This window comes from Allosphingosinicella sp., from assembly GCF_036403745.1.
GTDB lineage: Bacteria > Pseudomonadota > Alphaproteobacteria > Sphingomonadales > Sphingomonadaceae > Allosphingosinicella.
Map to the genome: position 1 here is coordinate 1 of NZ_DASWQI010000071.1, position 21908 is coordinate 21908.

General features: G+C 69.4%; 21 protein-coding genes. 9 read left to right on the forward strand and 12 right to left on the reverse strand.

Going from position 1 to position 21908, the window contains the following annotated elements; translation table 11 throughout:
* Positions 1–1820, reverse strand: a 1820-nt coding sequence (locus VGC56_RS13565) for a DNA gyrase subunit B (RefSeq protein WP_464125690.1), incomplete at its 3' end; no start/stop codon positions are given.
* A gap of 177 nt (positions 1821–1997) precedes the next feature.
* Between VGC56_RS13565 and VGC56_RS13570 the strand changes: the two genes are divergently transcribed.
* From VGC56_RS13570 to VGC56_RS13580, 3 genes are read left to right on the forward strand one after another with little or no spacing between them, the layout of a single operon-like run.
* On the forward strand, positions 1998–3131 hold the full coding sequence (locus VGC56_RS13570) for a DegT/DnrJ/EryC1/StrS family aminotransferase (protein ID WP_464125692.1): 1134 nt from the start codon (positions 1998–2000) through the stop codon (positions 3129–3131).
* Positions 3128–3748, forward strand: a complete 621-nt coding sequence (locus VGC56_RS13575) for a PglD-related sugar-binding protein (protein ID WP_464125693.1) — start codon at positions 3128–3130, stop codon at positions 3746–3748. Before VGC56_RS13570 ends, VGC56_RS13575 begins: the two co-directional genes overlap by 4 nt.
* A complete protein-coding gene (locus VGC56_RS13580) occupies positions 3745–4503 on the forward strand; it encodes a hypothetical protein (RefSeq protein ID WP_464125694.1) in 759 nt (252 codons plus the stop codon). Before VGC56_RS13575 ends, VGC56_RS13580 begins: the two co-directional genes overlap by 4 nt.
* Here the strand turns inward: VGC56_RS13580 and VGC56_RS13585 are convergent.
* Complete coding sequence (locus VGC56_RS13585; RefSeq protein ID WP_464125696.1) at positions 4495–5877, reverse strand: glycosyltransferase family 4 protein; 1383 nt, start codon at positions 5875–5877, stop codon at positions 4495–4497. The two genes, VGC56_RS13580 and VGC56_RS13585, sit on opposite strands and share 9 nt — an antisense overlap.
* Positions 5878–5982: 105 nt before the next feature.
* On the opposite strand from VGC56_RS13585, the gene VGC56_RS13590 reads away from it, so the two are divergent.
* Both VGC56_RS13590 and VGC56_RS13595 read left to right on the forward strand, forming a co-directional pair.
* Positions 5983–6813, forward strand: a complete 831-nt coding sequence (locus tag VGC56_RS13590; RefSeq protein ID WP_464125698.1) for an ABC transporter permease — start codon at positions 5983–5985, stop codon at positions 6811–6813.
* 2 nt (positions 6814–6815) lie between these two features.
* A complete protein-coding gene (locus VGC56_RS13595; RefSeq protein ID WP_464125700.1) occupies positions 6816–7568 on the forward strand; it encodes an ABC transporter ATP-binding protein in 753 nt (250 codons plus the stop codon).
* Here VGC56_RS13595 and VGC56_RS13600 read toward each other — a convergent pair.
* The 5 genes from VGC56_RS13600 to VGC56_RS13620 are packed head-to-tail and all read right to left on the reverse strand — an operon-like array spanning position 7565 to position 11978.
* Entirely contained in the window at positions 7565–8101 is a 537-nt protein-coding gene (locus VGC56_RS13600; protein ID WP_464125754.1) for a dTDP-4-dehydrorhamnose 3,5-epimerase family protein, read from the reverse strand. The two genes, VGC56_RS13595 and VGC56_RS13600, sit on opposite strands and share 4 nt — an antisense overlap.
* Positions 8088–9359, reverse strand: coding sequence for a methyltransferase domain-containing protein (locus VGC56_RS13605; protein WP_464125702.1), 1272 nt, complete (start codon positions 9357–9359; stop codon positions 8088–8090). Before VGC56_RS13605 ends, VGC56_RS13600 begins: the two co-directional genes overlap by 14 nt.
* Positions 9356–10423, reverse strand: a complete 1068-nt coding sequence (rfbG, locus tag VGC56_RS13610) for a CDP-glucose 4,6-dehydratase (protein WP_464125704.1) — start codon at positions 10421–10423, stop codon at positions 9356–9358. The genes VGC56_RS13605 and rfbG overlap by 4 nt, the downstream gene beginning before the upstream one ends.
* On the reverse strand, positions 10420–11187 hold the full coding sequence (rfbF, locus tag VGC56_RS13615) for a glucose-1-phosphate cytidylyltransferase (protein WP_464125706.1): 768 nt from the start codon (positions 11185–11187) through the stop codon (positions 10420–10422). Before rfbF ends, rfbG begins: the two co-directional genes overlap by 4 nt.
* Before the next feature lie 20 nt (positions 11188–11207).
* The gene (locus VGC56_RS13620; RefSeq protein ID WP_464125708.1) at positions 11208–11978 is read right to left on the reverse strand and encodes a cephalosporin hydroxylase family protein; all 771 of its coding nucleotides are present in this window, start codon (positions 11976–11978) and stop codon (positions 11208–11210) included.
* A gap of 106 nt (positions 11979–12084) precedes the next feature.
* Here VGC56_RS13620 and VGC56_RS13625 point away from each other — a divergent pair, with 106 nt between their 5' ends.
* The 3 genes from VGC56_RS13625 to VGC56_RS13635 are packed head-to-tail and all read left to right on the forward strand — an operon-like array spanning position 12085 to position 15103.
* The gene (locus VGC56_RS13625) at positions 12085–13128 is read left to right on the forward strand and encodes an FkbM family methyltransferase (RefSeq protein WP_464125710.1); all 1044 of its coding nucleotides are present in this window, start codon (positions 12085–12087) and stop codon (positions 13126–13128) included.
* Complete coding sequence (locus VGC56_RS13630) at positions 13125–13913, forward strand: NAD-dependent epimerase/dehydratase family protein (RefSeq protein ID WP_464125712.1); 789 nt, start codon at positions 13125–13127, stop codon at positions 13911–13913. The genes VGC56_RS13625 and VGC56_RS13630 overlap by 4 nt, the downstream gene beginning before the upstream one ends.
* The gene (locus VGC56_RS13635; RefSeq protein WP_464125714.1) at positions 13910–15103 is read left to right on the forward strand and encodes a glycosyltransferase family 2 protein; all 1194 of its coding nucleotides are present in this window, start codon (positions 13910–13912) and stop codon (positions 15101–15103) included. Before VGC56_RS13630 ends, VGC56_RS13635 begins: the two co-directional genes overlap by 4 nt.
* Here VGC56_RS13635 and VGC56_RS13640 read toward each other — a convergent pair.
* Positions 15093–15839: a class I SAM-dependent methyltransferase gene (locus VGC56_RS13640; RefSeq protein ID WP_464125715.1), complete on the reverse strand. Its 747-nt coding sequence runs from the start codon at positions 15837–15839 to the stop codon at positions 15093–15095. The genes VGC56_RS13635 and VGC56_RS13640 overlap by 11 nt on opposite strands.
* 101 nt (positions 15840–15940) lie before the next feature.
* On the opposite strand from VGC56_RS13640, the gene VGC56_RS13645 reads away from it, so the two are divergent.
* The gene (locus tag VGC56_RS13645; RefSeq protein WP_464125718.1) at positions 15941–17110 is read left to right on the forward strand and encodes a sensor histidine kinase; all 1170 of its coding nucleotides are present in this window, start codon (positions 15941–15943) and stop codon (positions 17108–17110) included.
* A gap of 63 nt (positions 17111–17173) precedes the next feature.
* On the opposite strand, the gene VGC56_RS13650 is transcribed toward VGC56_RS13645, so the two are convergent.
* Genes VGC56_RS13650 through VGC56_RS13665 form a run of 4 tightly spaced genes read right to left on the reverse strand, consistent with a single transcriptional unit; the run spans position 17174 to position 21876 of the window.
* Complete coding sequence (locus VGC56_RS13650) at positions 17174–17905, reverse strand: ABC transporter ATP-binding protein (protein WP_464125756.1); 732 nt, start codon at positions 17903–17905, stop codon at positions 17174–17176.
* On the reverse strand, positions 17905–19182 hold the full coding sequence (locus VGC56_RS13655) for an efflux RND transporter periplasmic adaptor subunit (protein WP_464125720.1): 1278 nt from the start codon (positions 19180–19182) through the stop codon (positions 17905–17907). Before VGC56_RS13655 ends, VGC56_RS13650 begins: the two co-directional genes overlap by 1 nt.
* Positions 19179–20678, reverse strand: coding sequence for an efflux transporter outer membrane subunit (locus VGC56_RS13660; RefSeq protein ID WP_464125722.1), 1500 nt, complete (start codon positions 20676–20678; stop codon positions 19179–19181). Before VGC56_RS13660 ends, VGC56_RS13655 begins: the two co-directional genes overlap by 4 nt.
* Positions 20671–21876: an ABC transporter permease gene (locus VGC56_RS13665; RefSeq protein WP_464125723.1), complete on the reverse strand. Its 1206-nt coding sequence runs from the start codon at positions 21874–21876 to the stop codon at positions 20671–20673. The genes VGC56_RS13660 and VGC56_RS13665 overlap by 8 nt, the downstream gene beginning before the upstream one ends.
* Between the last annotated feature and the right edge of the window lie 32 nt (positions 21877–21908).

Consider the following 21908-nt stretch of genomic DNA (forward strand, 5'->3'; position numbering starts at 1 on the left):
GCGTAGCGCATCAGGGTGCGCATGCGCCGGGCGTGGTCGACCAGGGTCTTGAGGTCCTTGCCGGAACGCTGGCCGTCCGCCGTATCGAGCACCAGCCCCTCGAGCCCGGCCTGTTCGAGATAATCGTCAAGCGCCGCGTCGTCCTTGAGGTAAACCTCCGACCGGCCGCGAGCGACCTTGTAGAGCGGCGGCTGGGCGATGAAGAGGTGTCCCGCCTCGATGAGCTGCGGCATCTGCCGGTAGAAGAAGGTCAGCAGCAGCGTGCGGATGTGGGCGCCGTCGACATCGGCGTCGGTCATGATCACGATCTTGTGATAGCGCAGCTTCTCGAGATTGAACTCGTCGATCCCGATACCCGTGCCGAGCGCCTGAATCATGGTCCCGATTTCCTTGGACGACAGCATCCGGTCGAAGCGCGCGCGCTCGACGTTGAGGATCTTGCCCTTCAGCGGCAGGATCGCCTGGTACTTGCTGTCGCGGCCCTGCTTGGCCGAGCCGCCGGCGCTGTCGCCCTCGACCAGGAACAGCTCGCACTTGGACGGATCACGCTCCTGGCAGTCAGCGAGCTTGCCCGGCAGCGAAGCGATGTCGAGCGCGCCCTTGCGCCGGGTGAGCTCGCGCGCCTTGCGGGCCGCCTCGCGGGCGGCGGCGGCGTCGATGATCTTCTGGACGATGGTGCGGGCGTGCTGGGGATTCTCCTCCAGCCACTCCGCCATCTTGTCGGCCATCAGGCTTTCGAGCGGCTGGCGAACCTCGGAGCTGACCAGCTTGTCCTTGGTCTGCGAGCCGAACTTGGGGTCGGGCAGCTTCACCGAGACGATCGCCGTCAGCCCTTCGCGCATGTCGTCGCCGGTGAGGGAGACCTTCTCCTTCTTCAAGGCGCCGCTCTTCTCCGCATAGTTGTTGAGCGTACGGGTCAGCGCCGCGCGGAAGGCCGCGAGGTGGGTGCCGCCGTCGCGCTGCGGGATGTTGTTGGTGAAGCAGAGGACCTGCTCGTAATAGCTGTCGTTCCACTCGAGCGCGACCTCGATGCCGACATCGTCGCGCTGGCCGGTGACCGAGATCGGGTCCGGGATGAGCGCGATCTTGGTGCGGTCGAGATAGCGGACGAAGGCCGAGATGCCGCCTTCGTAATAGAGCTCGACCTCATGCTCCTCCTCGTGCCGCGCATCCGAGAGGATCAGGCGGACGCCCGAATTGAGAAAGGCGAGCTCGCGGAAGCGATGCTCCAATTTGTCGAAATCGAACTCGAGGATCTTGAACGTTGCGGGGCTCGGGAGGAAGGTGACCTTCGTGCCCTTCTTGCCCTCCGCCGCCGGCCCCACGACCTTGAGCGGCGCCACGGCGTCGCCGAATCGGAAGCGCATGTTATGCTCCTCGCCGTCGCGCCAGATGGTGAGATCCAGCCATTCACTCAGCGCGTTGACCACCGAGACTCCGACCCCGTGCAGGCCCCCCGACACCTTGTAGGCATTGTCGTCCGACGTGTTCTCGAACTTACCCCCGGCGTGGAGCTGGGTCATGATGACCTCGGCCGCCGAGACCCCTTCCTCGGGGTGGATGCCGGTCGGGATGCCGCGGCCATTGTCTTCGACGGACACCGATCCGTCCGGGTTCAAGGTGATGCGGATCAGGTCGCAATAGCCGGCCAGCGCCTCGTCGATGGCATTGTCGGAGACTTCGAACACCATGTGGTGGAGGCCTGAGCCGTCGTCGGTGTCGCCGATATACATTCCGGGCCGCTTGCGGACCGCGTCGAGGCCCTTCAGCACCTTGATGGAATCGGCGCCGTAGCTGTTCTCAATGGGGGATGATGTCATGACGAGGATATAGCGACGATGGCGCCAAATCCCAACCATTTCAGGCCCGGCGCACCGCCTTTTTCGCCCCCCGGGAGCCTCCCCGACGGCGCCGACTCTTCCCGAAGGCCACCGCCCTCTCTAACGTGGGTTGGGACAGCGCGTCCGGTGGGCGGGCGAGGTTTCGCGGGAAGAGATTTGTCCGATACGATCAACGTCACGCGGCCGTTCCTCCCGCCCTTGGAAGAGATGCTGCCGCTGCTGCGGGAGATGTGGTCGAGCCGGATGCTCACCAACAACGGCCCGTTCCACGAACGGCTGGAGGCGCGGCTCTCCGGCCTGTTCGGCGGCAAAGCGGTGTCGCTGGTCGCGAACGGCACCCTCGCTCTGTCGATCGCGCTCGACGCGGCGGGGGCCGAGGGCGAGGTGATCACCACCCCTTATTCCTTCGTCGCCACCGCCCATGCGGTGAAGATGGGCCGGCTCACCCCGGTCTTCGCCGATGTGGATTCAGTGACGCTCAACATCGATCCCGCCGCCGTCGAAGCGGCGATCACCCCGCGGACCTCGGCGATCCTCGCCGTCCATGTCTACGGCACGCCGTGCGACGTCGATGCGCTGCAGGCGATCGCCGACCGCCACGGCCTCACCCTCCTCTACGACTCCGCCCATGCCTTCGGCGTCCGCCGCGGCGGCCGCAGCCTCGTCGAGCATGGCGATTTCTCGACCCTGAGCTTCCACGCCACCAAGGCCTTAAACACCTTCGAAGGGGGGGCGATCGTCTCCGGCGCGGAGGCCAAGGCCGCGGTCGACCGGCTGCGCAATTTCGGCATCGCCGACGAGGTGACGGTGGAGGCAGTCGGCGGCAACGCCAAGATGAACGAGTTCGCCGCCGCCCTCGGCCTCCTCCAGCTCGACCATTTCGAGAGCGTGCGGGCAGAGCTGGGCCAGATCGACCGGCTCTACCGGGAGCTCCTCGCCGGCATCGAGGGGCTCGATCCGCTCCCCGCGCAGGCGGACGTCGAGCCCAACTTCTCCTACTTCCCAATGCTGGTCCGCCCGTCCTTCCGCACCGATCGGGACGGGCTCTACGAGGAACTCAAGGCGCAAGGCATCCACGCGCGCCGCTATTTCTACCCGTTGCTGTCGAACCTGCCGATGTACCGCAGCCTGGCCTCAGCGGCGCCTGAGCGTCTCCCCGTCGCCAACCGCGCCGCGGACCAGATACTCTGCCTGCCGATCTACGCCGGCCTCGACGAGGCCACGCAGCGGCGGATCGTGGACGTCGTCCGCGGGAGCGGCGCGGGCGTCCGGCTCCGCGGCATCGCATGAGGCTGGTCATCTTCGGCACCGGCGGGATGGGCCGCGAGGCCGCCGATCTGGCGCGGCGGAGCGATGCCGTCCGCGAGCGCTACGGGTCGATCGCCTTCGCGGCGGACGATGCCGCCGGACCGGTGGACGCCCTCCCCGTCCTCGCGCCGGACGAGATCGGCGCGGAGGACGAGATCTGCCTCGCGCTCGGCGATCCCGCCGAACGCCGCCGCCTCGCCCGCCGCTTCGAGACCCATCGCTTCGCCAGCCTCGCCGCCGCCACCGCCATCGTCTCGCCGTCCGCGCGGATCGGCACGGGCGCGCTGCTGTGCGACCACAGCCTCGTCAACGCTGCCGCGACGGTCGGCGCCCACTTCCAGGGCAACGTTTTCAGCCACGTCTCCCACGATTGCGTGGTGGGCGATTTCGTGACCTTCGCGCCGCGGGTGTCCTGCAACGGCTGGGTCGAGATCGGCGACGACGTCTTCGTCGGCGCAGGGGCGGTGATCCGCAATGGATCGCGCGAGCGGCCGCTCCGCATCGGCGCGGGCGCCGTGATCGGCATGGGGGCCATCGTCGTCGCCGACGTCGCCCCGGGCAGCGTCGTCGTCTCGCCGCCGGCAAGGCCGCGCGGATGAGCGGCGCGATGCGGGTCAAGATCGGCGAGGACTGGCAGGAGGATCGCGAGGCCCTGCTGGCGGCGCTGCGCGATTTCGCGCCGCTGCTGGAGGGGGCGCCGTTCCGCAACCGCTATGGACTTCGCGGCGTCAGCGCCTTCGCCTTGTTCTGGTTCCTGCGCCAGGTGCGGCCGGACATGGTCTTCGAGGTCGGCGTGTGGCGCGGGTTCAGCACGTGGCTGATCGAGCAGGCGGTGCCGAAGGCGCGGATCCACTGCCTCGATCCGATGGTGATGCTGCAGGGCTTCATGAGCCGCTGGAAGCTCGGTCGCACCTACCGCTCGGGGCGGGCGACCTATTCCGGCGACGATTTCTCCTGCGCGCCGATCGCCGAGCTGATCGGGCCGCACACGCGCCCCCTCGCCTTTTTCGACGACCATCAGAACAAGCTGCCCCGCCTGCTCCAGTGCCGGGCCGCCGGCATCTGCGACATCGTCTTCGACGACAATATGGCCGACGCCGGCACCCACCGTAGCCTCGAGGACGACCTGCGCGACCCCGACCGCCGCCACCTCCTCGAACGGGAGATCGAAATCTACGAGGTGTTCCCGGCGCTGTGGCCGGTCGACGCGCGCATCGGCACCCTCCACCTCGTCGAGCCGGGCCTCGATTTCCCGATCGAGCCGGCGCTGCGCCGCGTCTACGACGAGCGCCAGTGGCACTCCTCCGTCACCTACGTGCGGCTGCGGGCCGAGCCGCTGGAGCCGTCAGGCTGAGGGCAGCGGCTTGCCCGCCGCCGCTCCGCCGCGCAGCCGGCGAAGACGGCGGCGCACCCCGGCCAGCCGCCCCGGCAGGATGTTCAGCACATAGATATCCCACAGCAGCATGCGCCCGAACATCGGCACGGCGATGACCATGCCGGCGAGGAACCGCCACAGGCTCGCCCGCCGCCGCCATGCCCCCGGCGCCTGTGCCCGCTGGCGCCGGTAGAGATGGAGGAGCCGCGGCACCGTCGTCGTCAGGGTGAAGCCGGCGAGCATCCGCGCCCGTCCCGCCCGGCCGAGCGCCGCCGCCCGCTCCGGGTCGCGCAGCAGCGCGCAGATTCCGCGCGCGAGATCCTCCGGGTCTTCGGGATTGGCCAGGATGCCGGTCTCCCCGTCGACGACGCTGTCCGGCATCCCGCCGACACGGGTGGCGACGGTCGGGCGGGCCATCAGCAGCGACTCGATCGTGCCGCCGAGATTTTCGTTTACCGACGCCTGCACCGAGACGTCGAGATCGACCAGCACCGCCGCCGTGCTCTGCCGCCAGCCGGCGAAATAGACGGCGTCTGAGAGGCCCTCTGCGGCGACGAATGCCTCCAGTTCCCCTTCGGATTCGTGCCCCCGCGGCCCCCATCCCCGGCCGACCATGACCAGCCTGGCATCCGGGAATTCACGCCGCACGAAATGCATAGCGCGGATGAGGTCGCAATGGCCCTTGATGAAGCGGCCGCGTGTGTCGGGCGGGACGAAGCTGCTGTCGGCGCAGCGGGCATAGAAGATGGCGATGGCGCCGACGAGCGGCGTCCCTTCCGGCACGCCCATCTCGGCCCGCAGCCCCTCCGGCTTCGCGGTGGCGGGATCGAACCGCGCCTCGTGCGGCCCGTAATAGAGGCACTCCTGGATGATCCGCTCCGACACCCCCGCCTCGCGATAGAGTTCGGTGGTGAGGGCGCAGGACGGGATCACCCCCGTTTCCATGAACGCCGTCCCGGCCTCGACCCAGCGGATCGACGGCGCCTGCAGGTAATAAGGCGAGGTCGACATGGTGAGCCGCACGGGAATGTCGGCGAGCCAGGCCGCGGGACGGGCGAACAGGGTGGACGGGAGGATATGCGACTGGACGACGTCGAACCGCTCGCGCCGCATCCATCGCGCCATGCGGATCACCCGGAACGGAAAGGTGAAGGCGTCGCGCCAGCTGGCAATGGCGAAATCGAAAGCCTCGGTCCTGATCCCGGCGTTGCGGCAGAGATCGACCGTCGGCCCTTCATGCCCGCCGAGCAGGGCCACGACCTCGCAGCCATGCTCGCGCTTCAGCGCGTCGAGCTGCTCATAAACCCACCGCCCCCCTTCCGTGCCCGAAAAGACGTGACAAACCTTCAGCAAGCTTCTTCCTCAGGAGGGGCGTTCGGCGCGGCGGCCGTCGCCAGAGCCTAGCGAAGCGGCGCCGTCGATGCCAGAGTGGCCGGGATGCCTCGAGCGGGAATTGGGATGCGCGGATCGGAAGCGGCCACAGAGGATCGCGGCAGCGACGGACGGTGGCGCGCCGCTACCGACGACCTCGTCGGCGGCCTCGGGCGCCGCTTCATGTGGGGCGGCCTCGGCTGGCTCGACGTGCGCCAGCGTTACTCGGGCTCGGTGCTCGGCTCGCTGTGGCTGACCGCCAACATGACGCTGATGGTGCTGTGCCTCACCTTGATCTTCGCCGCCCCGCTCGGCAGCCGTCCCGGCGCCTATGCGGCCTATGTCACCATCGGCCTCGTCCTCTGGTCTTTCGTGCAGACCGCGCTCAACGAGGCGCCGCTCGCCTTCGTCATGGCCGGCGACACGATCCGCCAGTGCACCGTGCCGGTCTCCGTCCACATATTGCGGCTCCTCTGGCGCAATCTTCTCGTCTTCGGCCACAGCGCGGTGCTGGTTCCAATGGTCCTCCTCCTGTTCCGGATCACGCCGTCCCTCTGGGTGTGGACCGCTATTCCCGGACTGATGCTTCTCCTCGCTGCCCTGTTCTTCGCGGCCTTGCTGCTCGCCCTCCTCGGCGCGCGCTTCCGCGACGTGCCGCAGGTCGTGACGAGCGGGCTGCAGCTCCTCTTCTTCGCGACGCCGATCTTCTGGCTGCCTTCGGCCCTGCCGCGGCCCCACGCGTGGGTGCTCCAGCTCAATCCCCTTTTCGCCTTCATCGACATCGTCCGGGCGCCGCTGCTGGGCGGCCATCCCGCCACGGCCTCCTGGCCGATCGCCGCCTGCACGACGGCACTCATCGCCGCGCTCGGCCTCGCCGGCTTCGTCGCCTGGCGCCGCCGCATCGTCTACTGGATCTGAGCGTGGCGAGCCTCACCCTGAACGGCGTCTCGGTCGTCTTCCCCATCTACCATGCCAGCGCCCGCTCGATGCGCCGCTTCGCGATCCGCGGCGCGCTCGGCGGCAAGGTCCGGCTCGACACCCGCCACCCGAGCGTCGCGGCGCTGACAGACATCGACCTGTCGCTCGCCGACGGCGATCGGCTGGCGCTGGTCGGCGCCAACGGATCGGGCAAGACCACCCTGCTGCGCACCGCGGCCGGCATCTACCCGCCCACCGGCGGGCGGGTCACCCGCTCCGGCCGCGTCACGCCGCTGCTGGGCGTCGGCACCGGCGTAAACCTCGCCGCCACGGGGCTGGAGAACATCTACCTCCTCGGCATGCACCTGGACATTCCGCCCGCTCGCCTCCGCTCCGCGGTCGACGAGATCGTCGCCTGGACCGAGCTCGGCCCGTTCCTCGGCGCGCCGCTGCGGACCTATTCCGCCGGCATGATCCTGCGCCTGGCATTCGCCGTCTCGACCGCCTTTCCGCCCGACATCCTGCTGATGGACGAATGGGTCGGTCTTGCCGACGCCGAATTCCGTATGAAGGCCTACGAACGTATGTCGGCCTTCGTGAACGGCGCCCGTATCATCGTGCTGGCGAGCCACAGCCGCGACCTGCTCCAAGCCTGGTGCAACCGCGCGATCCTCCTGGAAGCGGGCCGCCTGACGGCCGCGGGCACGGTCTCGGAGGTGCTGGACACCGCGCCACGAACGGAAGCGGCGGGCTAAAGCTCCGCCAGGCGCGGCAGCGCGGCATCGCGCTCGGAGAGCAGGGCCGGCAGTTCGGGCCAGGCGATGGCGAGGGCCGGATCGTCCCAGCGTATGCCCATCGCGGCCGCGGGCACGTACGGGGCGCCCATCAGATAGTGGACCTCGCTGTCGGGCTCCAAGGTCAGGAACCCCTGTGCGAAGCCCTGCGGGATGTGCACCGCGCAGGCGATCTCCGGCGACAACTCGAAGCCGCGCCACTGGCCGTAGGTCGGCGAGCCGGGGCGGATGTCGACGGCGACATCCCAGATGCGGCCGCGGACGCACGAGACGATCTTCGGCTCGCCATGCGGCTCCGCCTGGAAGTGCAGGCCCCGCAGGGTCCCCCGCACCGCATTGCGGGAGAGATTCGCCTGCTCGACGCTGAAATCGATGCCCGCGGCGGCGAGGTCGGCGCGGCAGAAGGTGCGCGCGAAGCTGCCGCGGGCGTCCTCCGCCACGTCCCAGTGCAGCAGCGCCAGCCCTGCCAGTCCCTGCGGCTCAACCCGCAGGATCGTGCAGCCTGATTTCGGGGATGGCGGTGACGAACCGCCCGCCCCAGCCGCCGACCTCGGGGAGTTGGGCGACGATCTCGTCGGTGAGGTTCCACGGGATGATCAGCACCCGGTCCGGCCGCGCCTCGACCAGCGCCTCGACCGGCCGCACGGGAATGCGGCTGCCCGGGAGCAGCATATCCTGCTTCACCGGGTTGCGATCGACGACGAACGGGATGTCGTCCACCGTGACCCCGCAGTAGTTGAACAGCGTGTTGCCCTTGGCGGCGGCGCCGTAGGCGGCGATCGTCTTCCCAGCGGCGCGGGTCTCGCCAAGGAAGGCGAGCAGCCCGTCGCGCACCGCCCGCACCCGCGGCTCGAAGCCGTCATAGCCCTCAGGCCGGTCGAGCCCCGCGGCCCGCTCCTCGGCGAGGATGCACTCGACGCTCTCGCCCGGCTCCCGCCCCGCTTCCCGTCGGGACGCAAAGACGCGTAGCGAGCCGCCATGGGTGGGCTGCCTCTCGACGTCGAAGATGGCGAGGCCGTGCCGCTCGAACAGGGTGCGGACGGCGAGCAGCGACAGATAGGTGAAATGCTCGTGGTAGATGGTGTCGAACTGCACCTCGCGAAGGATGTTGAGGAGGTGCGGGAATTCGACGGTGAAGACGCCGTCGGGCTTCAGCAGGATGCGGATGCCACGGGCGAAATCGTTGACGTCCGGCACGTGGGCGAGGACATTCTTAGCGGCGAGCAGGTCCGCGCTGCGCCCCGCCGCGGCGAGGCGGCGGGCGGTCTCTTCGCCGAAGAAGGCCACCTCGGTCGGAATGCCGCGGTCGATGGCGACCTTCGCAACGTTCGCCGCCGGTTCGATGCCGTAGGCGGAAAGGCCCTTGGCGAGGAAATATTGCAGCAGATAGCCGTCGTTGCTGGCGATCTCGGCGATCTGCGACTGGGGACCGAGGCCGAACCGCTCGACCATGGCGTCCGCGTAATCGCGGGCGTGGGCCAGCCAGCTGTCCGAGTAGGAGGAGAAATAGGCGTAGTCGCTGAAGATGCGGTCCGGCGGCAGCACCTGGTTGACCTGGACGAGCAGGCAGCGGTCGCACACCCAGGCGTGGAGCGGGTAGACCGGCTCGGGCGCACCGGCGCACTCCGGCGGGACATAGGCGTTGACCAAAGGCTGGTCGCCCAGATCGACGAGGCTGTGATCGAGGGCGGCGCCGCATCCCTGGCAGGCGGGCGGCGCGGCGGACGGGTCGGTCGGGGGGGAAGCAGTCACGGCAACGCCTCATATTGAACGATCTGGTCTAGGCAAAGCGTGCGCGCATCGGCGCCGCCGCGATGGGCCGCATACCAGGCCGCCGTCCACTGCACGGCCTCCGGCGCCGCGAGCCGCGCCTGCCAGCCGAGGCTCTCGCGGGCGAGCGACGAATCGAGCGCCAGCAAAGCCGCTTCCGGCAGCCCCGCGCCCGCCTGCGCTTCCCAGGCCGGCTTCGCCCCCAAGGCGGCGAGCATCGCCTCGGCCAGAGCGGCGGCGGTCACCGGCGGCCCCGGCGGCGGCCCGAAGTTGAGCGCCGGCGGCACCGGGCGACCCGCCGCCAGATCCTCCGCATACGCCAGATAACCGGCCAGCGGCTCCAGCACATGCTGCCACGGCCGCGTTGAGGCCGGCGCGCGGAGCATCGGGGGCACGCCGGCGGCGGCGGCACGCCAGATGTCGGGAATGAGCCGCCCGGCGGACCAGTTTCCTCCGCCGATCACGTTGCCCGCGCGTGCCGTTGCGACGGGGACGCCGCGCGGCGCGAAGAAGGAGCGCGCAAAAGCGTGGGTCAGCAGCTCCGCCGCCGCCTTCGAGGCGCCGTAGGGCTCGTCCCCGCCAAGGGCGTCGTCCTCCACCAGGGGCCGCCCGCTGCCGTCATTGGCATAGACCTTGTCGGTGGTGACGACCACCGCCGCCTCCAGCGCATCGCACGTCCGCAGCGCCTCGAGCAGGTTGACGGTGCCGAGGCTGTTGGTCCGCACCGTCCCCACCGGATCCTCATAGCCCCGCCCGACCAGCGCCTGCGCCGCGAGGTGGAGGACGATTTGGGGCCGCGCCGCCCGAACGGCGCCGCCGATCGCCGCGGCATCAGCGAGATCGCCGCGCACCTCCGAGGCGAGCAGACCTCGCCCCGCTTCCTCCCACAGGCTCGGCTCCGTGTCCGGCGCCAGCGCGAAGCCGTGCACTTCGGCGCCGAGATGGTTCAGCCACAAGGCCGCCCACGCCCCCTTGAAGCCGGTATGGCCGGTGAGGAGGACGCGCCGTCCGCGCCAGAAGGCCGGGTCCGGCCGCCGCCCGGTCACCAGCTCTTCCAGGGCGGACTGCCCCCCGCCCACAGGGCTTCGAGCTGGACCTTGTCGCGCAAAGTGTCGACCGGCTGCCAGAAGCCCTGATGCTGATAGGCGGCGAGCTGGCCGTCCTCGGCGAGCGAGGTCAGCGGCCCCGCCTCCCAGATCGAGTCGTCCCCCTCGATCCGATCGAGGACGCTCGGCTCCAGTACGAAGAAGCCGCCACTGACCCAGCCCTGGGTCGGCTTCTCCTCGAACTTGACGACCCGGCCGTCCTCGATGGTGGTGGCGCCGTAGCGGCCCGGCGGACGCACCGCCGTCACCGTCGCTTCGAGACCCATCTGGCGGTGAAAGGCGACGAGATCCGCCACCTTCACGTCCGAGACGCCGTCGCCATAGGACATGCAGAAGGGTTCGTCGCGGGCCAGCAGGTGCGCGATCCGCTTCAGGCGGCCGCCCGTCATCGTCTCGGTGCCGGTGTCCACCAGGGTCACCCGCCACGGTGGCACCGCCTCGCTGGCGACGCGCGTCACCCCCCCGCTGGCGAGGTCGAGGGTGATGTCGGAGCGGTGGAGCAGGAAGTCGGCGAAATAGTCTTTTATGACGTGGCCTTTGTAGCCGAGGCAGACGATGAAATCGTCGAAGCCCCAGCGGCTATAGCCCATCATGATGTGCCACAGGATCGGGTGCCCGCCGATCTCCACCATCGGCTTGGGCCGAAGGTGCGTCTCCTCGGACAGTCTCGACCCGAGCCCGCCGGCCAGGAGCACCACTTTCATTCGCTCTACCCCTTCCCGCCTCAGGCGACGCGGCGGACGTAGCAGGACGGCCAATAGGTGACCCGCTCCCGCACCAGCCCCTCGTTGAACGCCCATTCCGGCTCGACGAGGGCGAAGCGCGAATCCTCGGCGACGAAGCGCCGCGCCGCCTCCAGCGGATTGTCGCGCACCCATTCCGGCCGCCCGCGCGGCGCCTCGGCCATGTCCTGCATGATCCCGTCGGCCGCGACCAGATAGCCGCCCACCGGCACCAGCGGCCCATAGGCGCGAAGCTCGGCCAGGACATGATCAAGGCTGTGGTTGGAATCGAGCACCACCATCACCCGGGCGCCGTCGCCGATGAGCGCGCGCACCCGCGCCACCGTCTCCGGCGCGGTGGAGGAGCCGTCGACCAGGTCGATGCGTCGCCGCATCGGGTGGGCGTCGATCGCCGCTCGGTTGGCTGGCCGCAGCGCGAGTTCGATCCCAACAACTCGGCCGTGGCCCATCGCGTCGAACAGCGACGCGTAGAAGACCAGCGAGCCCCCATGGGCGATTCCGGTCTCGATCAGCACGTCCGGTCTCTCGGCGTGGATCAGCTCCTGGATGCGGAACATGTCCTCGGGGAGCTGGATGATCGGCCGCCCGAGCCAGGTGAAGCTGTAGACATGCTTCACGTCCCAGCCCGCGCGCAGCCAGGCCCGCGAGGCGGCGGCGAAAGCCTCGGCGCTCGCCATCGGCCAGCTCCGCGCCTCGCCGGCGGCGTCGAGCACCGTAACAATGCCCGCTGTCTCGTCGATGATCGTCTTCACCGGCGGCCTTGTCGTCAACCGCGCGGCGCCCGGCAAGCGCGATGTTGCCGCACGAGGCCGTTCCGCTCTGGATCGCGACCGCCCCGCTCGCTAGACCTCGCCGCGGATGACCGACGCCGCGACCCTCCTCGATGCGTGCCGCGCGGTCGGCGAGGACGAGGCGGCGCGGGCCGCCATCGTCGCCGCCCTCGTCGCCTACGAGCGGCACCCGGAGCGGCGCTTCACGAATGTGCGCGACGAGGTCACAGGCCCCATCGCGGACGCCCTCCACGCCGGCTGCGGGACCCTGCGCAAGACGCTCGCCAACGGCCTCGTCTTCGAATTCCTCTACAGCTCAAAGATCGCCCGGGACTTCGTCCTGTCGACGCCAGCGGTGCCGGACCACGTCTGGGAGCCGCAGACGACGCGGCTCCTCATCCACCTCGCCGCGCAAGGCGGCGACGCCATCGTCGGCGGCGCCTATTTCGGCGACCAGGCCATACCCCTCGCCCACGCCCTCGGCGGCCGCGGCCTCTGCCACTGCTTCGAGCCGGACGGCGCGCAGGCGGAGATGCTCGCCCGCAACGCCTCGCTCAACGGCCTGGAGAACCTGCGCGTCGACCGGCGTGCCCTGTGGAACGAGGCCGGGGCGACGCTTCGGTTCGTCGGTGCCGACGCCTACGGGCGCACCGTCCCGTCGGAAGAGGGCATCCCGACCACCTCCATCGACGCCTACGCCGAGGAGCAGGGCATCGCCCGCATCGGGCTGATCATGCTCGACCTCGAAGGCTCCGAGCATGCCGTGCTCCAGGGCGGCGAGGCCGCGCTGCGGCGCGACGGTCCGCCAATCGTCTTCGAAATCCACCGCAGCTACGTCGACTGGACCGAGGGGCTGGAGCGGACGGAGATCGCACGCTTTCTCGCCGGCCTCGGCTACGCCCTCTTCGCGGTGCGCGACTTCCAGTCGAACTATGACATGGCGGGGCGGCCGATCGAGCTGGTGCCGATCGCGACCGCCGTGACCGACGGGCCGCCCCACGGCTTCAATGTCCTTGCGGTGCGCCACCCCTCGATGGTGGAGGACCCGATCTTCCGCGTCGTGCCCGGCGTCAGCCCGAAGCTCCTCCTCCACCGCGACCCGAAGCTCCACCACCCGACGGGCGGCCTGTGATCACAATTCTCGGCGGCAGCGGCTTCATCGGCTCCAACCTCGTCACCCACCTCGCCCGCTCCGGCACTCCGTTCCAGGCGCCGGCGCGCGACGAACCGCTAACCGGCAAGCCGCTCGGCCACGTCATCGATTGCATCGGCCTCACCGCCGATTTCCGCGACAGGCCGTTCGAAACGGTCGAGGCGCATGTGGGGCGGCTTCTGGCAACTCTCACGCGCTGCACGTTCGACTCCTACCTCTATCTCTCCTCGGCCCGTCTCTACCTTCGCAGCAGCGCCCCGGCGCGCGAGGAGGACGCGCTCGGCTTCGAGCCGTCGGAGCCGGAGGACATATACGGCCTCTCCAAGGCGACGGGCGAGGCGCTCGTCCTTTCGCTCGGGCCGAAGGGCAGGGTGGCGCGGCTCTCCGCCGTCTACGGCCCTGGCCAGAAGGACACGTTCCTGGCGCTGATCATCGAGGAGGCCCGCTCGGCCGGCGTCATCCGCTTGCGCACCGCCCTCGACTCGGAGAAGGATTATGTCAGCGTCGACGATGTCACGGATTTGCTTGTGAAGATTGCCCTTGGCGGACGACACCGCCTCTACAACATCGCCAGCGGCGGGCAGGTCTCGCACAAGGCCATCGTGGAGGCGCTGGCCGGCGCGACGGGATGCCGGGTGGAGGTAGCGCCTGGGGCGCCGAGCGTCCGTTTTCCCGCCATCGACACGTCCCGCATCCGTGACGAGTTCGGCTTCGCGCCCCGCGACGTGTTCGAGGCGCTGCCCGCGCTGGCGAGGCGGGCATGAGCGCCTCCATCGCCATAATCATCCCGACCCGCAACCGCCCCGAAGAGGCGATGAACGCGGTGAAGGCGCTGGTCGCCCAGCGGGAGGCGCCGATCGAAATCTACCTGTGCGACAATTCGACTTCGCCCGAGCCGCTGCGCAGCTTCTGCGCCCGCCAGCCCCGCGTCACCTACCTGCGCCCGGAGGGCGAGGTGGCGATGGGCCGCAACTGGGACTGGGCGATCCGCGAAGCGATGGAGGGTTCGAACGCCACCCATTTCAGCGTCCATTACGACCGCAAGATCTCCAAGCCCGGCGCCTGGGCGGCGCTGGCGGCGCTCGCCACGGCCAGGCCGGACCTCCTCCATTCCTTCCCGGTCGACCATATCGGCCACGAGCCGCCGCCGCTCCGCCTCTGGCAAACGCCGTGGACGGGTAAGCTCCTGTCGGTCTCGACGGCGCGGGTGAGCGCGCTGATCGCGTCCGGCTGCGTCACCGAAATCTCGCATGCGCTGCCGGTCTTCTCGAACTGCCTGGTGCCGCGCCGCATCCTCGAGACGGTGCTGGCGCGGTTCGGCACCGTCTGCGATTCGACGGCGCCGGACGGCGCCTTCATGTGCCGCTTCTTCACCTTCGAGGAAAACTACGTCCATTACGACCGCCCGCTCGGCATCCTCTACGCCTCGCGCCGCAGCAATGGCCTCGGCTACCTCCGCGGCAAGGGCGGCGATTTCCCGGACTTTTTGAAATTGTCCGGCGGCGACGACTGGCTGCACGCCGCGCCGGTGCCGGGCATGAGCCTCGGCAACAACATGCTCTACCACGAGTACGAGCTGGTCCGCCGCTCCACCCGCGACCGGCTGCCGCCCTTCGACATGCCCGCGATCCTCAAGGACCTCGGCCGCGAGCTGCGCTGGACCGCCGAGCCGGCGCTGGCGGCGGACTTCAAGGCCCGGCTTCAAGCCCACGGCTGGAGCGGCGAAGACCCGGAGCGGCTGCCCGCCCAGACGCCCGCCGAGGCCGAGTACCAAAAGCGCGTGCAGCGCCGCATCCGCTGGCTGGGCGAGGTTCCGGCGACGATTACTGGCTTCGCGTTCCGCAGCGACCGGCAGGCGCTGAAATGGGCGCTGCGCTATCCGCGCCGGGCGGAGGAGGATTGCCCCCACCTCGATTTGCTGCAGCCGACGGCGATCGAACCCGTCATCGTTTGACCATCAGCCCCTGGCCGGAGGGGAGGGCGAGGATAGGCGCGCCGAGCCGCGCCGCCGCCGCATCGAGCGCCGCCCGCTGATCGGCGAACAGCTCGAAATTGTAATCGTCGAGCACCGCCACCGCGCCCTGCACCATCAGCGGCCAGAAATGCTCCAACGCGCGGGCGCTCGGCTCGGCGCTGTTGAGGTCGATGGAGAGAAAGGCGACCCGCGCCGGCCGCACCGTATCGAGCACCTCCGGCACCGCCCCGCGCACGATCCTCACCGTGTCGAACGGCGTGAAGGTGCGGAGAACGTCCTCGTAGCAATCGCCATAGACGCCGTCGAACAGCGCCGCCGCGCCGGTGCGATGGGCGGCGGGGATGCCGCAATAGGTGTCGATCAGGTAGAAGCTTTTCCCCGTCAGCGTCTCGAAGCCGACATAATCGACCACCATCCGTGCATAGCCGCCGCGGTGAACCCCGACCTCGACGAAATCGCCCTCTAGCGACCGGCCCTGCAGCGCCGCCCAGCAGACGATCGACGCCCGCCATTCCACGTCGAATCCCCACCAGGAGCCGGTCGCCTCCCCGGCCGCATAGGCGCGCCGGAAGGCCGCATCGTCGCGGAAAGGCGTGGCGACGGCGAAGGAGACGGGGTCTTCGCCTTGCAACGCGTCGGGCGAGCGCCGGCGCCATCTTGGCATCCGCACCGGCACGGCCTTCAGATAATCGGCCAGCCTGGCGCGTCCCAACATGCCCGCACCTTCTCCGTCTTCCGGCACATTGTCCACACGGACGCTTGGAAAGGAGCGGGCGGGGCCCTAGCCTCTCACGTCCCCAAGTTTCAGGACCAATCATGCGTAGCGACGATGAAGGCCAGTCCCTCCCAGTTCCGGCGGCGGCTTACGGCCATTCTGACGAGGCGCCTCGTCAGCAGGAGCCCGCCGCCGAGCGCTACAAGAAGATGTACGATCGTGCGTCGGCGCTCGCCCGGATCGGGGTGTGGGAGTGCGACCTCGCGACGGAGGAGCTCACCTGGACGGACGGCGTGTACGACCTGTTCGAGCTGCCGAGGGGCTGCGCGCTCGACCGCTCCGAAATCGTGACGTTCTACGATGAAGATTCTCGCCGCCAGATGGAGAGGAAGCGGGCCGCTGCGATCGCAAGCGGCGGCAGCTTCAGCCTCGACGTCAAGATCCGTACTGCGAAGGGCAATGCGCGGTGGATCCGCCTGACGGCCGATGTGGAAACGGAAAACGGACGCTCCGTCAGGATTTTCGGGACCAAGCAGGACATCACCGAGGCCAAGGCTGCCCAGGAAAAGGTCCAGGCGCTGCAGGGCGAGCTGATCCACGCCGGGCGCGCGAGCGCCATGGGCGCGATGGCTTCGACCCTGGCCCACGAGCTCAACCAGCCTTTGGCGGCCATCGCCAATTATGCCGCCTCGATGCGCCGTGTCCTCACCAAGCCCGTCGTGCCGCCGGGTGCCGTGGAGAACGGGCTGAAGGCGATCGAGGATTGCGCGTTCCGGGCCAGCGCGATCATCCGCAGCTTGCGTGCACTCCCCAGCGATGCTGGATGGTTGCGCGAGTGCCTCGACCCCACCGCCGTCATCCGCGAGGCCGCGTCGATCGCCCTCTCGGGGGCGTCGAAGGGGCTGGTCTTGAAGATGCAGCTCGGCGACGGCGCCACGATTCTTGCCGATCCGGTTCAGATCCAGCAGGTCGTCATCAACCTGGTGAGGAACGCCGTCGAAGCCGTCGAGGGCGAGGACCGCAGGGAGATCATTGTGTCGACCGGCGTCGCCGGCACCGCGTTCGAGCTGAGGGTCGACGACAGCGGTCCCGGCATTCCGCCGGACCGGCTGCAATCCGTATTCGACGCCCTCGTTTCCACCAAGCGGAGCGGGATGGGCCTGGGCCTTTCGATCAGCCGAACCATCGTCGAGGCCCATGGCGGCCGCATATCTGCGGGGAATCTTCCAGGCGGCGGCGCAAGCTTCAGAGTGACTCTTCCACTCGCCTGAAACGGCCCGGGCCCGTATTCATACGCGGCCCTGGCTCAACCGATTGTTCTATCCCGGCTCAACTCACTGCGTATGAGGATGTCGCTGGGGAGGGACCGACCCCTCTCTGGCATCGACCCTCTCGACGAGGCCGTCCTTGAAGTGGACGACCTTGTGCGCATAGGCGGCCATGTCCGGCTCGTGGGTCACCAGCAGCACCGTCAGCCCCGCCTGCGCGTTGAGTTCGGCCAGCAACTCCATGATCTCCACCGAGCGCTCGGAATCGAGGTTGCCGGTCGGCTCGTCGGCGAGCAGCACGTCCGGCTCGGTCACCAGGGCCCGGGCGATCGCCACGCGCTGCTGCTGCCCGCCCGAAAGCTCGGAGGGGCTGTGGTCCGCCCAGGCCGCCAGACCGACCTTGTCCAGCGCCGACATCCCCTGCGCGCGGCGCACCTTACGGTCCTCTCCCCGGTACAGCAGGGGCAATTCGACATTCTCGATCGCCGTCGTGCGCGCCAGCAGGTTGAAGCCCTGGAAGACGAAGCCGAGATAGCGGCGCCGGAGCAGCGAGCGCTGGTCGCGGTCGAGGCCCTCCACGTGCACGCCCCGGAACCGGTACGCGCCGGACGTCGGCACATCGAGGCAGCCGAGGATGTTCATGGTGGTCGACTTGCCGGATCCCGACGCCCCCATGATCGCGACGAACTCGCCGGCGGCGACGTCGAGATCGATGCCCTTCAGCGCCTGGAACGCCGCCGGCCCCTCGCCGAAGCGCTTGGTGATACCGCGCAGCGCAATCAGCGGCTCGGCCATGATTATTGCCCAGCCAGCTGGCCCGTGACGACCTGGAGCCCCGCATGGATTCCAGCCCCGCGCACCTCCGTCAAGCTGCCGTTACTGTGGCCGACAGTGACGTCGATCGGCTTCGGCTTGCCGTCCGCGCCGAGGACCCAGAGCTGCTGCCGGGCGCCGCGCGATACGGCGGCATTCTTCGGCTGCTCGGGCGGCCCGTTGAAAAGGCCCTTCTTCTCCGGCGCCGCCGGCGGGGTGAAGCGCAAGGCTGCGTTGGGGACGAGCAGCACGTTCTTGAGCGCCTCCGTCGTGATCGTCGCCGTCGCCGTCATGCCGGGCCGGAGCAGCCCATTGGGGTTCGTAACCGCCAGCTCCGCGGTGTAGGCGACCACGTTCGTCGCCTGGGTGGTCGATGTGGCGCCGGCGCTGTTCACCAGCGGCGTGGCATTGGCACCGAGATCGAGACGCGTAACCGACGCCGGAAAGTTGCGGTTCGGATAGGCGCCGACCGTGAAGCTCGCGGGCGCGCCGGGGTGGAGCTCGCCCACGTCCGCCTCGTCCACCTTCACCTGCAGCCGCATGTTCGAAAGGTCCTGGGCGATGGTGAACAGCGTGGCGACGTTGAACGAAGCGGCGACCGTCTGGCCCGGCTCGACCTGGCGCGACAGCACCACCCCGGTGACGGGGGCGTAGATGGTGCCTTTGACTAGGTTGGTGCGGTTGGTGGAGACGGCGGCCCGGGCCTGCGCGACCTGGGCCTGGGCCTGCGCGACCCCCGCAACGGCACGCGCGTAATTGGCGCGGGCGGTGTCGAGCTCGGTCTTCGAAGGCACCTTTCCGCCGGAAATCTTGTAGACCTGCTCCTCGCGCGCGAGGTTGGACCGGCTCTGGGCGACGGTGGCGCGGTTCTGGGTAACGGACGCGAGCGCAGCCCGCAGCGTCGCCTCGCTCTCGACCAGCGCGTCGCGCAGCCGCGACAGGTCGAGCTGCGCCAGCGGCTGCCCCTTCACGACCCGGTCGTTATTCTGGACGTAGACCTTGTCGACCAGCCCCGATTCCTCGGAGCCGACATTGACCTGCACGGTCGGCGCCAGATTGCCGGTCGCGGTGATCGTCACGTCGAGGTCGTGCCGCACGATGGGGGCGGTCGCATAATGGACGGGCGGCGCCGGACGCAGGCAGCGGCCGAGCAGCAGCAGCACGAGCAGCAGCGGGATCCCGATGAAGATCCATTTGCGCCAGCGCCGCCAGCGCGAGCGCGGCGGCTGGCCGAGAAAAGCGTCGATGTCGGTATCGGTCATCCGGGGGTCCCCGCCCTGTAGTTCGTGTCGCTCTGCCAGCCGCCGCCGAGGGCGAGATAGAGCTGGACCAGCGACAGCGCCTGGTCCGCCTGCGCCGCGGCCAGCTGATCGCGGGCCGAGAGCAGGGCCTGCTCGCTCTGCAACAAAGTGAGGAAGTCGATGAGCCCGGAGCGATATTGGCTGCGGGCGTAGAGGGCGGCGTTGTTCGAGGCGTCGAGCGCGATTGCGAGCTGGACCTGCCGCGCCTTCGCCGCCGCCAGCGCCTGCATCGCGTTCTCGACGTCCTCGAGCCCGGTAAGGACGGTCTGGCGGTAGCCGGCCAGAGCGATGTCTGCGCCGGCCCGCGCCGAGCGGACCTGAGACCGGCGCCGCCCTCCGTCGAAGATGGTGTGGGCGAGCCCTGCGAAAAGGCTGCCGGTGAGCAGGCTGCCGAGCGAGCCGATGCTCGCGGCGCTTGTGTTGAGGTTGCCGCCGATCGACAGCGCCGGATAGAGCGCCGCCTGGGCGACGCCGATGCGGGCCGTGGCCGCGGCAAGCTGCCGCTCCGCCCGCCGCACGTCGGGCCGCCGGCGGAGCGTTTCCGCGGGAATGCCGACGGCGATCCCGTCCGGTCCGCGCGGGATCGGCCGGCTCGCCTCCATCTCGCCGCGCAAGGCCCCCGGCGCCTGGCCCACCAGGATGCCGAGGCGGGCGACCGCTTGCGCGTAGGAAGTTTCGATCGCCGGGATACTCGCCGCCGTCTGCGCCCGCTGCCCGCGCGCCTGCTCGACGTCCAGCGCCGACACCAAACCCGCCTGGACGCGCCACCCGGCGATCTGCAGATTGTCGTCCTGGGTGCGCAGCGTGGTGAGGGCGATGCGGAGCCGGGTCTGCGCGAGCCGGGCATCGATATAGTTGGTGGCGACCTCGCCGGCGATCGCGGTGCGCACCGCCTCGAGATCGAACCCCGCGGCCGCCTCGTCGGCGCGGGCCGCCTCGATGCCGCGCCTGACGCCGCCGAAGATGTCGGCCTGCCACGAGGCGTCGAGGCCGAGCGAAAGCTGGGTGGTGCCCGACGAGCCGCCGGTGGTGACGACGGTGCCGGGCGATCCGTTGCCGCCGCCGACGACGATCGACGATCCGCCGCCGCGGGTGACGTTGTGGGAGGCGCCGGCGGAGCCGCTGAGGGTCGGAAACCGATCGGCGCCCGCCTGCACCAGGGCTTCGCGCGCCTGGACCAGCCGCGCGGCCGATTGCGCGATCTGCAGGTTCCCCACCGTCGCGCGGGCGACGAGGTCGGTCAGCAAGGGATCGTCGAACGTGCGCCACCACGCGGCGAGGTCGCTCGGCGCAGGGTCCGGCCGGCCAATGGTCGCGGCCGTGCGGGGCGCGGCCGTCACCGGCTCGGCATAGCCGGCCGGGACGCCGAGCGCGCCCGCGGGCGGCGCGTGGTAATTGGGTCCGACCGCGCAGCCGCCGAGGAGCAACGCGATCGCCGCGGCCGATGCCCTATTCATGGCGCAGCGCATCGATTGGGTTGAGCGCGGCGGCGCGTTGGGCGGGAACATAGCCGAAGAGGATCCCCAGGAAAGAGGAGAAGATGAGGCTGCCGATGTTGACCACGGGATCGAAGACGAAGTCCACCGACATCACCTGCGTCAGCAGCAGCGACAGGCCGAAGGACAATGCGATTCCGATCGCGCCTCCCAGCGAGCACAGCACCACCGCCTCCGTCAGGAATTGCAGCCGCACTTCGCGGGCGAGCGCCCCGATGGCGAGGCGGATGCCGATCTCGCGAGTCCGCTCCGTCACCGAGACCAGCATGATGTTGACGATGCCGATGCCGCCCACGATCAGCGAAATGGATGCGATGGCCGCGACCATGGCCGTCATCACCGCGAGGGTCCCCGACACCGTGTCGGAAATCTGCTTCATGTCGATGACGCGGAAGTCCTCGTTCTGCCCGAAGGCGAGGTGCCGCCGCTCCCGCAGCAGCCGCCCCAGGTCGGCGCTGACGGCCTTGTTGTCGTAGGCGGGGTTCACGCCGATCACCATCCAGTGGATGTCGGTCGTGCCCAGCAACTGGCGCTGCACCGTGCGTATCGGCATCAGCACGACATCGTCCTGGTCGTTGCCCATGCCGCCCTGGCCGCGTTCCTTGAGCACTCCCGTGATCGGACAGGCGAGCTTGCCGACGCGAAGCTGGCGCCCCAGCGGATCCACGTTCGCGAACAGGTTCTTGCGCACCGTTTCGCCGATGATGCACACGCTCTTGCCCGCCGATTCCTCTTCCGACGTGAATGGGCGCCCGGAGACGATCGTCATCGCCTGGATGGAGATGCCGTCGTTGGTCGTCCCGGTGACACTGGTCTGCCAGTTGATGCCGTCGGCGGTGGCGACCTGCGACGAGTTCACCTGCCCCGACACCCGGAGGAGCCCGGCGATCTGCTCGCGGATTGCCGCGACATCCTGCTCGGTGAACGGCCTCGGCGGAGCGCTGCCCGCTTGCCGCCCGCCCGCATTGGGGACCACGATCAGCGTGTTCGCGCCGAGCGAGGCGATCTGGGTTCGCACCGACGCGGTCACGCCGTTGCCGACGGTCACCATGGTGATGACGGCCGCCACGCCAATGACGATCCCCAGCACCGTCAGGATCGAACGGAGCAGGTGCCGGCGTATTTCGCGAAGAGCGAGAAGAAGCGAGGCGCCGAGCATGCCCTACAGGTTGTAGTGCATCTTTTCGTCAG

Bases quoted from the DNA above. Each gene is read 5' to 3' on its own strand.
- VGC56_RS13635 (WP_464125714.1), top strand. From the start codon at position 13,910: ATGAGCGCCTCCATCGCCATAATCATCCCGACCCGCAACCGCCCCGAA.
- VGC56_RS13665 (WP_464125723.1), bottom strand. From the start codon at position 21,876: ATGCTCGGCGCCTCGCTTCTTCTCGCTCTTCGCGAAATACGCCGGCAC.
- VGC56_RS13640 (WP_464125715.1), bottom strand. From the start codon at position 15,839: ATGTTGGGACGCGCCAGGCTGGCCGATTATCTGAAGGCCGTGCCGGTG.
- VGC56_RS13575 (WP_464125693.1), top strand. From the start codon at position 3,128: ATGAGGCTGGTCATCTTCGGCACCGGCGGGATGGGCCGCGAGGCCGCC.
- rfbF (WP_464125706.1), bottom strand. From the start codon at position 11,187: ATGAAAGTGGTGCTCCTGGCCGGCGGGCTCGGGTCGAGACTGTCCGAG.
- VGC56_RS13660 (WP_464125722.1), bottom strand. From the start codon at position 20,678: ATGAATAGGGCATCGGCCGCGGCGATCGCGTTGCTCCTCGGCGGCTGC.
- VGC56_RS13590 (WP_464125698.1), top strand. From the start codon at position 5,983: ATGCGCGGATCGGAAGCGGCCACAGAGGATCGCGGCAGCGACGGACGG.
- VGC56_RS13645 (WP_464125718.1), top strand. From the start codon at position 15,941: ATGCGTAGCGACGATGAAGGCCAGTCCCTCCCAGTTCCGGCGGCGGCT.
- VGC56_RS13580 (WP_464125694.1), top strand. From the start codon at position 3,745: ATGAGCGGCGCGATGCGGGTCAAGATCGGCGAGGACTGGCAGGAGGAT.
- VGC56_RS13655 (WP_464125720.1), bottom strand. From the start codon at position 19,182: ATGACCGATACCGACATCGACGCTTTTCTCGGCCAGCCGCCGCGCTCG.
- VGC56_RS13625 (WP_464125710.1), top strand. From the start codon at position 12,085: ATGACCGACGCCGCGACCCTCCTCGATGCGTGCCGCGCGGTCGGCGAG.